The 14,256-nt window shown below is 54.0% G+C and carries 15 protein-coding genes, 5 tRNA genes and 2 other RNA genes; 1 reads left to right on the forward strand and 21 read right to left on the reverse strand.

Going from position 1 to position 14,256, the window contains the following annotated elements:
• Window positions 1-4: 4 nt before the first annotated feature.
• From pnuC to ACQE32_RS08935, 3 genes are all read right to left on the reverse strand, one after another.
• Window positions 5-712, reverse strand: a complete 708-nt coding sequence (gene pnuC, locus ACQE32_RS08925) for a nicotinamide riboside transporter PnuC (protein ID WP_250652140.1) — start codon at window positions 710-712, stop codon at window positions 5-7.
• A gap of 22 nt (window positions 713-734) precedes the next feature.
• Entirely contained in the window at window positions 735-1,793 is a 1,059-nt protein-coding gene (gene nadA, locus ACQE32_RS08930) for a quinolinate synthase NadA (RefSeq protein ID WP_426974120.1), read from the reverse strand.
• 161 nt (window positions 1,794-1,954) lie between these two features.
• Window positions 1,955-2,446, reverse strand: a complete 492-nt coding sequence (locus ACQE32_RS08935) for a methylated-DNA--[protein]-cysteine S-methyltransferase (protein WP_426981021.1) — start codon at window positions 2,444-2,446, stop codon at window positions 1,955-1,957.
• Window positions 2,447-2,614: 168 nt separating this feature from the next.
• On the opposite strand from ACQE32_RS08935, the gene ACQE32_RS08940 reads away from it, so the two are divergent.
• On the forward strand, window positions 2,615-4,075 hold the full coding sequence (locus ACQE32_RS08940) for an AlkA N-terminal domain-containing protein (protein ID WP_427021649.1): 1,461 nt from the start codon (window positions 2,615-2,617) through the stop codon (window positions 4,073-4,075).
• A 72-nt stretch (window positions 4,076-4,147) separates the two neighbouring features.
• Here ACQE32_RS08940 and ACQE32_RS08945 read toward each other — a convergent pair.
• From ACQE32_RS08945 to cydA, 18 genes are all read right to left on the reverse strand, one after another.
• A non-coding RNA gene (locus ACQE32_RS08945) (RtT sRNA) lies at window positions 4,148-4,272 on the reverse strand.
• Window positions 4,273-4,301: 29 nt separating this feature from the next.
• Window positions 4,302-4,377 (reverse strand) — tRNA-Lys (locus ACQE32_RS08950).
• Between the two features lie 2 nt (window positions 4,378-4,379).
• Window positions 4,380-4,455: transfer RNA gene (locus ACQE32_RS08955), tRNA-Val, on the reverse strand.
• 75 nt (window positions 4,456-4,530) lie between these two features.
• Window positions 4,531-4,657, reverse strand: a non-coding RNA gene (locus tag ACQE32_RS08960) — RtT sRNA.
• A 12-nt stretch (window positions 4,658-4,669) separates the two neighbouring features.
• A tRNA-Lys gene (locus tag ACQE32_RS08965) sits at window positions 4,670-4,745 on the reverse strand.
• A 76-nt stretch (window positions 4,746-4,821) separates the two neighbouring features.
• Window positions 4,822-4,897 (reverse strand) — tRNA-Lys (locus tag ACQE32_RS08970).
• A 73-nt stretch (window positions 4,898-4,970) separates the two neighbouring features.
• Window positions 4,971-5,046 (reverse strand) — tRNA-Lys (locus ACQE32_RS08975).
• Window positions 5,047-5,210: 164 nt separating this feature from the next.
• Entirely contained in the window at window positions 5,211-5,996 is a 786-nt protein-coding gene (cpoB, locus tag ACQE32_RS08980) for a cell division protein CpoB (protein WP_426974118.1), read from the reverse strand.
• A 9-nt stretch (window positions 5,997-6,005) separates the two neighbouring features.
• Window positions 6,006-6,533, reverse strand: a complete 528-nt coding sequence (gene pal / locus ACQE32_RS08985) for a peptidoglycan-associated lipoprotein Pal (protein ID WP_085067572.1) — start codon at window positions 6,531-6,533, stop codon at window positions 6,006-6,008.
• A 44-nt stretch (window positions 6,534-6,577) separates the two neighbouring features.
• Window positions 6,578-7,873, reverse strand: coding sequence for a Tol-Pal system beta propeller repeat protein TolB (gene tolB / locus ACQE32_RS08990; protein ID WP_426974117.1), 1,296 nt, complete (start codon window positions 7,871-7,873; stop codon window positions 6,578-6,580).
• 124 nt (window positions 7,874-7,997) lie between these two features.
• Window positions 7,998-9,206: a cell envelope integrity protein TolA gene (tolA, locus tag ACQE32_RS08995; RefSeq protein ID WP_427021650.1), complete on the reverse strand. Its 1,209-nt coding sequence runs from the start codon at window positions 9,204-9,206 to the stop codon at window positions 7,998-8,000.
• A 31-nt stretch (window positions 9,207-9,237) separates the two neighbouring features.
• Complete coding sequence (gene tolR, locus ACQE32_RS09000; protein WP_038627352.1) at window positions 9,238-9,666, reverse strand: colicin uptake protein TolR; 429 nt, start codon at window positions 9,664-9,666, stop codon at window positions 9,238-9,240.
• A gap of 13 nt (window positions 9,667-9,679) precedes the next feature.
• The gene (gene tolQ, locus ACQE32_RS09005; protein ID WP_085067575.1) at window positions 9,680-10,366 is read right to left on the reverse strand and encodes a Tol-Pal system protein TolQ; all 687 of its coding nucleotides are present in this window, start codon (window positions 10,364-10,366) and stop codon (window positions 9,680-9,682) included.
• Entirely contained in the window at window positions 10,363-10,767 is a 405-nt protein-coding gene (ybgC, locus tag ACQE32_RS09010) for a tol-pal system-associated acyl-CoA thioesterase (protein ID WP_250652134.1), read from the reverse strand. The genes tolQ and ybgC overlap by 4 nt, the downstream gene beginning before the upstream one ends.
• A gap of 226 nt (window positions 10,768-10,993) precedes the next feature.
• On the reverse strand, window positions 10,994-11,287 hold the full coding sequence (ybgE, locus tag ACQE32_RS09015; RefSeq protein WP_426974115.1) for a cyd operon protein YbgE: 294 nt from the start codon (window positions 11,285-11,287) through the stop codon (window positions 10,994-10,996).
• Entirely contained in the window at window positions 11,287-11,400 is a 114-nt protein-coding gene (cydX, locus tag ACQE32_RS09020) for a cytochrome bd-I oxidase subunit CydX (protein WP_085067578.1), read from the reverse strand. Before cydX ends, ybgE begins: the two co-directional genes overlap by 1 nt.
• Before the next feature lie 15 nt (window positions 11,401-11,415).
• Window positions 11,416-12,555 carry a cytochrome d ubiquinol oxidase subunit II gene (gene cydB / locus ACQE32_RS09025; RefSeq protein WP_427021651.1) on the reverse strand — a complete coding sequence of 380 codons (1,140 nt, stop codon included), beginning with the start codon at window positions 12,553-12,555 and terminating at the stop codon, window positions 11,416-11,418.
• A gap of 11 nt (window positions 12,556-12,566) precedes the next feature.
• Entirely contained in the window at window positions 12,567-14,135 is a 1,569-nt protein-coding gene (gene cydA, locus ACQE32_RS09030; RefSeq protein ID WP_426974113.1) for a cytochrome ubiquinol oxidase subunit I, read from the reverse strand.
• Window positions 14,136-14,256: the final 121 nt, after the last annotated feature.

Genomic DNA, 14,256 nt, shown 5'->3' on the forward strand with positions numbered 1-14,256 from the left:
CCCTTTAACGCGCGCGTTGATGCTGACGCGCGCTTTTGATCCACAGCCAGCTGCCATTTAACGCAATCAGCGTCAAAATCAGATATTCCAGCGACATGGCATAGACGCCCTGACGGGCAAAAATCCACACGCTGATCACATCAATCACAACCCACAGCAGCCAGTTCTCGACATATTTACGCGTCATCAGAATCATCGCCACGATCGATAACACCATCATGGTGGAATCCCAGAACGGGAAGGCATCAGGCTGCAGTTCCGGCATGGTGACCTGTAGCCCCAGCGCCTGCATCAGCATCACGGCCACCTCGGTCAGGAAAGCGAACACCGGGTCGATCCATAACGTCATTAAGGCTATCGCTAGCAGACTGCCCACGCCCCAGCCAAGCGCTTTGTTGCGCGGTAGCCAGCGAATCTGCAACGCCGCCTGGTTTCCCTCCTGTCGGCTCCAGGCGTACCAGCCATAAAGATTGGCGGCAAAGAAAAACAGCTGCAGCAGCAGGCTGGCATAGAGCTGGATCTGGAAAAAGATAATGGCGAACAGCGTGACGTTGATCAGCCCAAACAGATAATTGATGATTTTTTCCCGGCTGGCCAGCCAGATACAAAGCAGACCCGCCAGAGTGCCAATCGCCTCAATCCATGATAAGTCGTAACCGCCTTTGCCCAGCGGAATGTGAATCAGAATGTTTTGCGTGCTTAAAAAGTCCATCCTGGCACCCTGAAGTAAGCCGTCAGGCATTACCCTTTACGTTAAGTTTAAGTTCCGCTGCAAAAGATAGCATACGGTTAAGCGGCAGCAGCGCCCGCTCACGCAGTGCCTCATCCACATGGATCTCATGCGCCTTACCGCCCTGCTCCAGCCCTTCTGCAATCGCCTGCAGACCATTCATCGCCATCCAGGGACAGTGCGCGCAGCTGCGGCAGGTTGCGCCTTCGCCTGCGGTAGGCGCTTCCAGCAGAACCTTTTCCGGCACCGCCTGCTGCATCTTATAGAAAATGCCGCGATCGGTAGCCACGATCATCTGCGGATGCGGCAATGTTTTCGCCGCCTGAATCAGCTGACTGGTAGAGCCAACCGCATCGGCCAGATCCACTATCGCCTGCGGCGATTCCGGATGAACCAGCACCGCCGCCTGCGGATACAGCGCTTTCATTTGCTGCAGCGCCTGGGTTTTAAATTCATCATGAACAATGCAGGCGCCCTGCCAGCACAGCATGTCGGCTCCGGTTTGCTGCTGCACGTAACGTCCAAGATGTCGGTCCGGCGCCCACAGAATTTTCTCGCCGAGGCTGTCAAGATGTTCTATCAGCTCAACGGCAATGCTGGAGGTGACCACCCAGTCAGCCCGCGCTTTTACCGCCGCCGAGGTATTAGCATAAACCACGACGGTGCGGTCAGGATGCTGGTCGCAGAAGGCATTGAACGCATCAATCGGGCAGCCGAGATCCAGCGAACATTCCGCCTGTAACGTAGGCATCAGAATCGTTTTTTCCGGGCTGAGGATTTTTGCCGTTTCACCCATAAAGCGCACGCCAGCAACCAATAATGTTGAAGCGGAATGGGCGCTGCCGAAACGCGCCATTTCCAGCGAGTCGGCAACGCAGCCGCCGGTTTCTTCCGCCAGCGCCTGAATTTCTGGATCGGTATAGTAGTGGGCCACCATTACCGCATTACGCTCACGCAGCAGACGTTTAATTTTCTCGCGATAGTGCTGTTTTTCATCAGCGGTCAGGCGACCCGGTTTGGGCGGGAAAGGATAGAAGTCATTGAAATCGGGCAACAGGCTCATTCAGCGCTCTCGTTTTATCAATTTAACTTATTTAGCATTTACACCGTTGTATAACGGCATAAAAACCCACATCTGTTTTTTATGCTAAACAAGATAATGGAAAACGAGGCCGCTGTCGCGCGTTTTAGGCGGCGGCTGGTGAAACAGGCGCGCCGCGTCTTTCACTGGCTCAGCAGGTCAGGCTTTTCAATCGCCAACAGGAAAGCCTTGGCCTCCAGACCACCGGCAAATCCGGTTAATTTGCCGTTAGAGCCAATGACCCGATGGCAGGGAGCAATAATAGAAACGGGGTTTCTGCCGTTGGCGGCACCGACCGCTCTTACCGCTCCAGGATGGCCTATCGCCCGGGCAATGTCAGCGTAGCTGCGCGTTTCTCCATAGGGAATCGCCACCAGCGCCTGCCAGACCTTTTTCTGAAATTCGGTGCCGTTAAAATCGAGCGGCACGGTAAACTGCCGCAGCTCGCCGTTAAAATAGGCGTTAAGCTGACGTTCTGCTTCCAGCAGCAGAGGATACCGGGGATCTTCCGTTACCGGAACCAGCCGGATGCGTCTCAGTTCATTGGGCCACAGCACCGCAGCCAGCCCGCGTTCGCTGGCGAACAGCGTTAACTCACCAACCGGCGACGCCATTTTTTTGCTGTAGTAGCTCATGGTATTTACCTCCGTTCACTCGCACTGTTTGCTTATTATCGCGCCTTCTCTGGCGCTTACTCGCTGTTTCCGGTCAGCAGAACAAAAAATATGCCTGTCCGAAAACAGCGAGTTTTATACTAAACCAGAGCATAAGATAAGGTTTATGACCTCTGGCGGAGCAAGACAATGATTAACGGCGATACCGCTTATCAAGCCCTGACCTCTAAAGACACACGCTTTGACGGCCTGTTTTATGTTGGCGTAACTTCGACCGGCATTTATTGTCGCCCTGTTTGTCCGGTGAAAGCGCCGCGAAGGGAGAACTGCCGTTTTTTTGCCAGTGCCGAAGCGGCGGAAAAGGCTGATTTTCGCCCCTGTCTGCGCTGCCGTCCTGAGCTGGCACCAGGCAATGCGCCAGTTGACAGCGCCCATCGGATAACCGATCTGCTGTTGCAGCGTATTGATGAAGGCATGATTGATGAAGTCAGCAGCCTGGAAGAGGTTGCCGCCTGGTTCCATCTTAGCCTGCGCCAGCTACGACGCATTGTGCAGCAGGAGCTGGGGGTTTCCCCGCTTGAGCTGAAACAGACGCGCCGCCTGCTGCTGGCTAAGCAGCTGCTGACCGAAACGCGCCTGCCCATCACCGAAGTCGCTTTCGCCAGCGGCTTTAGTAGCCTACGCCGATTCAACGATGTTTTTAATGCGCGTTATCGTATGCCGCCCAGCCATCTGCGTAAAGAAGCCGCTACCGGAGAAAAAGATTTCGGTCATTTAGGTTCATCCACCCTGCTGTTGGGTTATCGGCCCCCCTATAACTGGCAGACCATGCTCGACTTTCTTCGCCTGCGTGCGTTAAAGAATGTGGAGTGGGTTGATGAGACTCGCTACCTCAGAACAGTGCAGCTGGGGCGCTATCGCGGCTGGATTTGTGTGACCCATGCTCCGCAGAAAAACGCATTGCAGGTAGAGTTTTCGCACGCGCTGACCGGGGCGCTGCCTGCGTTGCTGCGACGTCTGCGTAATTTATTCGATCTTAATGCGCATCCGCAGTGTATTGACGAGCGTTTACGCCAGGATCCTTTGCTAACCGCCAGCATCGATGGCGATCCCGGCCTGCGAGTCCCGGGGGCTTTTGACGGCTTTGAAATGGCGGTACGCGCTATTCTGGGTCAGCAGATTACGGTTAAAGCAGCCACGACGCTGGGAGGCCGTTTTGTCAGCGCCTTTGGTGAGGCGTTTGAAACGCCTTTCCCTGAGCTTAACTGTCTCGCTCCCCTGCCGCAGCGTATTGCTGAGGCGAGCATTGACGAGATCGCCAGCCTGGGCATTGTCAGCGCCCGGGCGCGTTCTATTCTGGCGCTGGCCGCCGCCTGTGCCCAGGGCGATCTGCAACTGGATACCTGTACTCACCCCGAAGAAATGATGCAAAAGCTTAAGCAGCTGCCGGGCATCGGTGACTGGACGGCTGCCTATATCGCCATGCGCGCGTTGCGCTGGCCAGATGCTTTTCCCGCTGGCGATATTGTGGTGCGCAATAACCTTGGCAAGATCAGCGCAAAGCAGGCAGAGGCACGCTCTGTGGCCTGGCAACCGTGGCGCAGCTATGCGGTAATGCATATCTGGAAAAATCTGGGGCCAAAAAAATAGCGTGGTGAATACAGGTTCTCATCCTGCCGATTTTGCATAGCAAAAAGGCGCCTTTAGGGCGCCTTTCTACACTGGTGGGTCGTGCAGGATAACCCGGCTTCGCCTCGCCCTGCGGGCCGTTGCCGCTGGCAACGTTGTCTCGCTTCGCTCGGCCCGAACCTGCTGCAGGTTCTCATCCTGCCGATTTTGCATAGCAAAAAGGCGCCTTTAGGGCGCCTTTCTACACTGGTGGGTCGTGCAGGATTCGAACCTGCGACCAATTGATTAAAAGTCAACTGCTCTACCAACTGAGCTAACGACCCGATGGTGGGTGATGACGGGTTCGAACCGCCGACCCCCTCCTTGTAAGGGAGGTGCTCTACCAACTGAGCTAATCACCCGCAATGCGGTTACTGCTGTTCAGGAAGAAACGGGATTCGCTTCTTGCCGATTTACACCGGATACTGCTTTAATAATGGTGGGTCGTGCAGGATAACTCGGCTTGCGCCTCGCCCTTCGGGCCGTTGCCGCTGGCAACGTTGTCTCGCTTATGCTCGACCCGAACCTGCTGCAGGTTCGCTTCCTGCCGATTTACACCGGATACTGCTTTAATAATGGTGGGTCGTGCAGGATTCGAACCTGCGACCAATTGATTAAAAGTCAACTGCTCTACCAACTGAGCTAACGACCCGCAATGCGGTTACTGCTGTTCAGGAAAAAAACGGGGTTCGCTTCCTGCCGATTTACACCGGGTACGGCTTTAATAATGGTGGGTCGTGCAGGATTCGAACCTGCGACCAATTGATTAAAAGTCAACTGCTCTACCAACTGAGCTAACGACCCGCAATGCGGTTACTGCTGTTCAGGAAGAAATGAGGTTCGCTTCCTGCCGATCTACATCGGGTACGGCTTTAAGTGGTGGGTCGTGCAGGATTCGAACCTGCGACCAATTGATTAAAAGTCAACTGCTCTACCAACTGAGCTAACGACCCACTTTTTGCCGTCCGAAACCTAATTGCTTAAGCCTCGTCAACGGCGGCATATATTACTGATTTACCTTTCCAGCGCAACCACTATTTTCCCACAGAAGGTTCAACTGCTTACCTTTCATGCGTTAAGACCAGAAATCCAGCGAAATCTGGTCATTATTACGCGCTTAAAGGCTGGCAGCGCGTTTTTCCGCCTGTTTGGCTGCTTCGGTATTTGGATACTGTTTAATGACCTGCTGATAAACAGCTTTGGCTTTTGCGTTATCACCTTTGTCCTGCATGATAACGCCCACCTTATACAGCGCTTCCGAGCTTTTTGGTGATTTCGGATATTTTTTCACCACGGTAGCGAAATAATATGCCGCATCATCCTTTTTGCCTTTGTTGTAATTCAACTGTCCCAGCCAGTAATTTGCATTAGGCTGATAGGTTGAATCAGGGTATTTCTTCACAAAAGCCTGGAACGCTGCAATAGCCTGATCGTACTGTTTCTTTTCCAGTACCAGCGCAACGGCGCTGTTGTAATCAGTATTGGCGTCACCGCTTTGTACCGGTGCCGCTGACGTTGCACCTGTCTCTGCCGGGGCCGCTGCAGTATCACCGCCGGCATCAGGGGCAGCATTACTGCTCGCCGCCGCAGCGCCGCTGCTCAGGCTGTCAATTTGCTGATAGATCTGTTTTTGCCGCTCAACAACCTGATTCAGTTGATAGCTGTTTTCCTGAATCTGCCCACGCAGCGAATCGATATCACTTTGCGTTGCGTTAAGCTGCTGTTGAAGCTGTTGAAGAAGCTGAGCCTGTGCATTGGAAATGCGCTCAAGGGAGGTGACACGGTCTTCTACCGAGCCGGAGCCGACGCTACTGATTAATGCCTGAGCATTAGCGGCCCAGGGGGCCGCTAAGCCAATCAGTAACGACAGACTCAACAAGTGAGGTCTGAAGCTACTAATCATGTGACTCTCTTAGTATACCAGGACGGCACGGCGGTTTTTGGAGTAAGCCGCTTCGTCATGACCAAGAACCGCAGGCTTCTCTTTACCGTAAGAAACGATAGAGATCTGATCAGCAGAAACGCCTTTACCCTGCAGGTACATCTTCACTGCGTTAGCACGACGCTCGCCCAGTGCAATGTTGTATTCCGGCGTACCGCGCTCATCCGCATGACCTTCAACGGTAACTTTGTAGGACGGGTTATTACGCAGGAAAGTCGCGTGCGCATCCAGCATCTGAGCGAAGTCAGAACGGATGTCATATTTGTCCAGGTCAAAGTAAACGATGTTGTTCTGCTGCAGCTGCTGCATCTGCAGACGCGCCTGCTCGTCAGAAGACATGTTGCCGCCGTTCATGCCATTGCCGCTACCGTATGCACCATCAGCGCCGCCCATACCGTTGGTCTGGTCGTTGTCGTTGTTTTTGTGCGAGCTACATGCAGCTACAGCGATTACCGGCAGAGCCAGCATTAAACCTTTCAGCACTTTGTTCAGTTGCATTTCTAAATCCTGTTATTAGTTTGCCATACATATTTACACATGCATCACAGATACGGCGACCAGGCAGGAAATTTGACCTGTCCATCAGTCGCCGGAAGACGCGCTTTGAAACGCCCATCTGTCGAAACCAACTGCAACACGGAACCCATCCCCTGAGTAGAGCTATAGATTACCATCGTGCCGTTAGGTGCGAGACTTGGCGTCTCATCCAGGAACGTGTCCGTTAATTGTTGAACGGCTCCCGTTTCCAGATCTTGTCTGGCGACGTGTTGAGCGCCGCCGTTGGTGCTGATCATCACCATAGATTTGCCGTCAGTAGCAACGTCAGCGTCCTGGTTTTGTGAACCTTCCCAGGTAATACGCTGCGGCGCGCCGCCATTGACATTAATTTTATAAATTTGTGGACGTCCGGCCTGATCCGAAGTGTACGCCAGGCTCTGGCTATCCGGGAACCAGGTAGGTTCGGTGCTGTTAAAGCGACCATCGGTCACCTGACGAATCTGACCCGATCCCAGATCCATTACATAAAGGTTAAGGCTGCCGGTTTTAGAGAGCGCAAACGCCAGCTTAGAACCGTCCGGCGAGAAGGCCGGCGCACCGTTGTGACGCGGGAAAGAGGCAACCTGACGAATCGCACCGTTAGCCAGCGTTTGAATTACCAGCGCAGACTTGCCGCTCTCAAACGTAACATAGGCCACCTTGCTGCCGTCCGGTGACCAGGCCGGTGACATCAGCGGCTGTGGTGAACGGTGTACCACAAACTGGTTATAGCCATCATAATCCGCTACGCGCAGTTCATAAGGGAACTGGCCGCCATTGGTCTGTACCACATAAGCGATACGGGTACGGAATGCGCCTTTAATGCCGGTCAGCTTTTCAAAAGACTCATCGCTGGCGGTATGTGCGGCATAACGCAGCCACTGTTTGGTGACTTTGTACTGATTTTGCGCCAGCACGGTACCCGGCGAGCCGGAAGTATCCACCAGCTGATAAGAGACCGTATAGCTGCCATCAGCACCCGGCTGAATCTGCCCCACCACGACGGCATCAATACCCAGCGCGGTCCAGGCGGCTGGCTGCACTTCCGCCGCGCTGCCAGGTTGCTGTGGCAGACGAGAGCGATCCAGCGGATTGAATTTACCGCTGTTGCGTAAGTCCGCAGCGATAATGCCGCCAATATCTTCCGGCGCCGCGCCCGGCCCCTCCCATTTAAACGGCACAACACCAATCGGACGCGCCGTATTCACCCCCTGGGTGATTTCGATGCGTACTTCTGCATGCAGCACTGCTGCCCACAGAAGAAGAAAAAAGCTTAGGGTTACACGTAGTGCCTGCTTCATTTTCTCTCCCTTATCTGAACGCCATGTTCTCGATAATTCGCACTGTTCCTGACGACGATTAACTAAAACCATACAGAGTACGGCAAGCTAACCATAGTTCAACCTGCCATTTGTTACTGCATTCTTACGGCTTGAATTCCAGCGTCGCATCTTTTACCGCCTGCCAGACATCCTGACTTGGTGGTTTAGGCATACGCGCCATACGCGCCGCATTGATCGCCGCCTGACACAACGCCGCATCGCCGCCCGCCGCCGTAGCTGAAATCAGCAAACCATCAGGCGCCAGCTTGATACGAACGTCACAGGTGCGCCCCTTAAAGGTATCGGCATCATAGAATTTACTCTCTATCGCGCCTTTTACCTGTCCCAGATAGCTGTCAATCGCCGCGCCGGAAGCGCCTGATTTTTTCTGAGTGCCCTTCCCTGCCGCACCGCCACCAGCCTGGCCGGTTTTCGGTGCGTTTTTACCTGAGGTCAGGCCGCCCAGTAAATCATCAACCGCGCTGCTGTCGCTGGCGGCTTCCGCCGCTGCTTTTTTCTTCGCTTCAGCCGCTGCTTTCGCTTTAGCTTCAGCGGCGGCTTTTGCTTTCGCTTCCGCTTTGGCTTTTGCCTCAGCGGCCGCTTTCTCTTTTGCTTCCTGTGCCGCTTTGGCCTTGGCCTCAGCCGCTTTCTCTTTTGCTTCCTGCGCCGCTTTGGCCTTTGCCTCAGCAGCCGCCGCTTTAGCCTGCTCCGCCGCCTCTGCTTTCGCTTTCGCTGCCGCAGCTTTGGCTTGCTCCGCCGCCTCTGCTTTCGCTTTCGCTGCCGCAGCTTTAGCTTGCTCCGCCGCCTCTGCTTTCGCTTTCGCTGCCGCAGCTTTAGCTTGCTCCGCCGCCTCTGCTTTCGCTTTCGCTGCAGCGGCTTCTGCAGCTTTTTGCTGCTCTGCGGCGCGTTTGGTGGCTTCTTCCGCCTGGCGCTGCTGTTCAGCCTGCGCCTGGGCCTGTTGTTTCGCCTCTTCCTGCGCCTGAAGCCGCTCTTTTTCCAACTCTTTCAATCGCTGCTGCTCAGCTGCGCGCTTTTGCTGCAGCTCTTCCGCCTGCTGCTGCGCCTGCTTCTGACGCTGCTGCTCGGCGCGCTGGCTGTCGCTTTGCTGATTTTGCTGGCGGTTATATTGTTCAACCACCGCACCTGGGTCGACCATAACGGCATCAATATCGCTACCGCCACCGCCACCGCTGGCCTCGATTTTTTCGTTAAACGAACTCCAAATCAGTAATGCAATCAGGACGATATGCAATATCACTGAGATGATTATCGCGCGTTTTAACTTATCGTTTTGTTCGGATGCCTTCGACACGCTCGGTTCCCAAAAAACGGTTACGGAATAATTAAATTGGCTGCGTCATCAGGCCGACTGATTTCACACCCGCCTGGTGCAGCAGGTTCAGCGCCTTGATAATCTCGTCATAGGGCACATCTTTTGCGCCGCCAATCAGAAATACCGTTTTCGGATTCGCTTCCAGTCGGCGCTGTGCTTCCGCCACCACCTGCTCTGAAGGCAACTGCTCCATACGATCGTGATCGACAACCAGGCTATATTGCCCAACGCCGGAAACCTCTACGATCACCGGTGGATTATCATCACTGGACACCGTTTTAGAATCCGTGGCGTCCGGCAGATCCACTTCAACGCTCTGGGTGATAATGGGCGCCGTGGCCATAAAAATCAGCAGCAGCACCAGCAGCACGTCCAGCAGCGGAACGATGTTAATTTCAGACTTCAGATCGCGACGACCGCGACCACGCGTTCTGGCCATACGTCACCTCTGCTTACTTTTTATTCTCACTGGAGAATGCCTGACGGTGCAGGATAGCCGTGAACTCTTCCATAAAGTTGTCATAACCCTGTTCCAGTTTGTTAACGCGCTGGTTCAGGCGGTTATACGCCATTACGGCAGGGATAGCGGCAAACAGGCCGATAGCGGTCGCAATCAGCGCTTCGGCAATACCCGGCGCAACCATCTGCAGCGTGGCCTGCTTCACCGCGCCCAGCGCGATAAAGGCGTGCATAATCCCCCACACGGTACCAAACAGGCCAATATAAGGACTGATGGAACCCACGGTGCCAAGGAAGGGAATATGGTTTTCCAGGCTTTCCAGCTCGCGGTTCATTGAGATACGCATTGCCCGACTGGCGCCTTCCAGCACCGCTTCCGGCGCATGGCTGTTGGCGCGATGCAAACGCGCAAACTCTTTAAAACCGGCGTAAAAGATCTGCTCTGAACCGGTTAGCTCATCGCGACGCGCCTGGCTTTCCTGATAAAGGCGGGATAGCTCAATGCCCGACCAAAATTTGTCTTCAAACGCTTCCGCTTCGCGTCCCGCCGCGTTAAGAATGCGGGTGCGCTGGATAATAATCGCCCAGGACGCAATGGAAAACCCGATCAAAATTAACATGATAAGTTTAACCAGAAGGCTTGCCTTCAGGAACAAATCAAGAACATTCATGTCAGTCACTGCTTGAACTCCGCGACAATAGACTTGGGAAGCGCTATTGGCTTCATTAGGTGTGGGTTGATGCAGGCGATAAGGACTTCTGCCTCATTGAGCAATTTGCCTTCTGCATTAACGATGCGTTGCCTGAACGTCATAGTGGCACGGGTCATCGACGTCACCTCGCTCTGCACTTCAAGCATATCATCCAGTCGCGCGGCGGCAATATAATCAACCGTGATTCGACGTACAACAAAAGCAATCTGCTGTTCAAGCAGCGATTGCTGATGAAAATGATGCTGGCGCAGCATCTCCGTACGCGCTCGTTCATAAAAAGCGATATAGCTGGCGTGGTAAACCACCCCACCGGCATCGGTATCTTCGTAATAGACACGCACCGGCCATCGAAACAGCGTTGTACTCACTTTACATCCCGGTAATGCTTTTTAAACGTTGCTACTATACGCAAGTGCAAACGGCTTTGGAATGGGTCACCAGAGCGTGGAGAAAATAATTATAGAATGGAAACTATTGACAAAAATGGCAGGATAATCATTGAAAAAAAACGGCGCTAAACAGACGTTTGCTGACATAAATTTTCAGCGTCAGGCAGACCTGAGCCTGTACTCATGTTTCAGGCCTGCAATCGCATCAAAAAAAGAAAAAGAACGTTCCCAGCGAGAGGGCAATCAGGGCCAACAGCGGCGAGAAAAACATCTGCCACCGTACCCGTCGAGGATGAAATCCAACGCCATGCACCACGCCAGCGCATACCGCCCATATCAGTAAAAAACCCTGCCAGACGGTGAGCGAACTGGTGCTGGCGGCAAAACGCGTCGGATCCCAGAACAGGCAGCCTGCCAGCAGCAATGCCAGCACCAGAGAAAGCGCCCGCAGCGGGCGCTTATCCATGATGAAATAGAGCTGTTGTAGCTGCTGACGCATCAGGGTTTATCCTGTTGCTGGGCGCTATCTTCTACATGCTCCAGCGCCAGCGCGGTGATAATCCCGAAGGCACAGGCCAATAGCGTTCCAAGAATCCAGGCAAAATACCACATGGTTTAACGCCTCCGTTAATAGAGTGAATGAGTGTTGCTTTCAATATGTTCTTTAGTGATACGTCCGAACATTTTGTAGTAACACCAGCTGGTGTAAATCAGGATAAGCGGCACAAAGATCATCGCCACAAACAGCATCAGCTTCAGCGTCAACAGGCTTGACGTGGCATCCCACATGGTCAGGCTCATGTCAGGCTGGATGCTGGAGGGCATAATGAATGGAAACATCGCTACGCCAGCGGTCAAAATAACGCAGGCCAGCGTCAGCGAAGAGAACAGAAACGCCCAGCCGCCCTTCCCGATGCGTGAACAGACGACGGTGAACAGCGGCAACGCCACGCCCAGCGCCGGAATCAGCCACAGCAGCGGATGCTGCTTGAAATTAATCAGCCAGGCGCCTGCTTCGCGCGCCACTTCTTTATTAAGTGGATTTGAGGATGCGGCATGATCCAGCGTGCTGGTCACTACGTAGCCATCAATGCCGTAAACCACCCAAACGCCCGCCAGCGCAAAGGCAACCAGCATGATCAGCGCACAGATTTGCGCAGTGGCACGAGCGCGTAAACAGAGCTCGCCATGGGTGCGCATCTGCAGGTAAGTTGCGCCCTGCGTCAGGATCATCGTCAGGCTAACCACGCCCGCCAGCAGACCAAACGGATTCAGCAGCTGGAAGAAATTACCGGTGTAGTAGAGACGCAGATAGGCGTCGATATGGAAAGGCACGCCCTGCAACAGGTTGCCAAACGCCACGCCAATCACCAGCGGCGGAACAAAGCTGCCGATAAAAATGCCCCAGTCCCACAGCGTGCGCCAGCGCATATCTTCAATTTTCGACCGGTAGTCAAAGCCCACCGGCCGGAAAAACAGCGAGGCCAGCACTAAAATCATCGCAACGTAGAAACCGGAAAAGGCGGCGGCATAGACCATCGGCCAGGCGGCAAACAGTGCGCCGCCGGCGGTAATCAGCCAGACCTGGTTTCCATCCCAGTGCGGCGCAATGCTATTGATCATGACCCGGCGTTCCGTATCGGTACGTCCGAGAATGCGCGACAGCATGCCCACGCCCATATCAAAACCATCGGTGACCGCAAAGCCAATCAGCAAAATACCGATCAGCAGCCACCAGATAAAACGTACAACCTCATAATCCAACATGGCTGGCTCCTTTACTGCACCGACTGCGAGGCGAGAGTGGACTGCTCATAGTGATAGCGTCCGGTTTTCAGGCTGCTTGGTCCCAGGCGGGCAAATTTGAACATCAGATACATTTCCACCACCAGGAAGAGCGTGTAGAGGCCGCAAATCAGTCCCATTGAGAACAGCAGATCGCCGACGGTAAGCGTTGAGTTCGCCACGGCCGTTGGCAGCACCTCGCCAATCGCCCACGGCTGACGACCATACTCTGCAACAAACCAGCCCGCCTCAACGGCAATCCACGGCAGCGGAATGCCATACAGCGCCGCTTTCAGCAGCCAGCGGTTTTTCCCGATGCGGTTACGAATAACGCTCCAGAACGAGAGGCCGATAATGCCGAGCATCAGCACGCCGCACAGCACCATAATGCGGAAAGAGAAATAGAGCGGCGCAACATGCGGAATTGAGTCCTGAGTAGCCAGCTTGATTTGCGCTTCCGTGGCGTCGACAACATTTGGCGTATAACGTTTCAGCAGCAGACCGTAACCCAGATCCTGCTTGTGGCCGTTAAAGGCTTCACGCACTGCCGGATCGGTATTGCCTGCACGCAGTTCTTCCAGTAGGTGATAAGCCTTCATCCCGTTGCGGATGCGCACTTCATGCTGTGCCAGCAGATCTTTCAGGCCGGTAACTGGCTGATCGACCGAACGGGTAGCGATCAGGCCCAGCAGATAAGGAATTTGAATCGCGTAGCTGTTTTCCTGCGTCAGCTGATTGGGCAGGCCAAACAGGGTAAAGGCTGCCGGGGCGGGCTGCGTTTCCCACTCGGCTTCGATCGCTGCCAGCTTGGTTTTTTGCACATCGCCCATTTCGTAGCCTGACTCATCGCCCAGCACGATCACCGACAGCACCGCCGCCATGCCGAAACTGGCGGCGATAGCAAAGGAGCGTTTAGCAAATGCCAGATCGCGCCCGCGCAGCAGGTAATATGCACTGATGCCAAGAATAAACATTGCGCCGGTGGTATAGCCTGCCGCAACCGTATGCACAAACTTCACTTGCGCGACCGGGTTAAGCACCAGCTCTGAGAAGCTCACCATCTCCATGCGCATGGTTTCAAAATTAAATTCAGAGGCGATGGGGTTTTGCATCCAGCCATTTGCCACCAGGATCCAGAGCGCAGAGAGGTTGGAACCCAGGGCCACCAGCCAGGTGACGGCCATATGCTGCACTTTGCTCAGGCGATCCCAGCCAAAAAAGAACAGGCCAACAAAGGTGGATTCAAGGAAGAAAGCCATCAGGCCTTCAATGGCCAGCGGGGCACCGAAGATATCGCCGACATAGTGAGAGTAGTAAGACCAGTTGGTGCCGAACTGGAACTCCATGGTCAGGCCCGTTGCCACGCCCAGTGCAAAGTTGATACCAAACAACTTGCCCCAGAATTTGGTCATATCTTTGTAGATCTGTTTACCCGACAGGACATAAACGGTTTCCATAATCGCCAGCAGAAACGCCATACCCAGCGTTAACGGCACGAAAAGGAAGTGGTACATCGCAGTCAGGGCAAACTGTAAACGCGACAGTTCGACGATATCAAACATCTTAACCCCTTGCTCTTTGCTAAAAGCAGTTAATGCATGATGTTCATTTGCCGGAAAGCGTTGGCAAATAGCGCCATGCTGATTGCTGTTTTCAATAAAACGATATTTATAGTTTGCTGTT

Source organism: Pantoea sp. FN0302 (genome assembly GCF_050113775.1).
GTDB lineage: Bacteria > Pseudomonadota > Gammaproteobacteria > Enterobacterales > Enterobacteriaceae > Mixta > Mixta alhagi.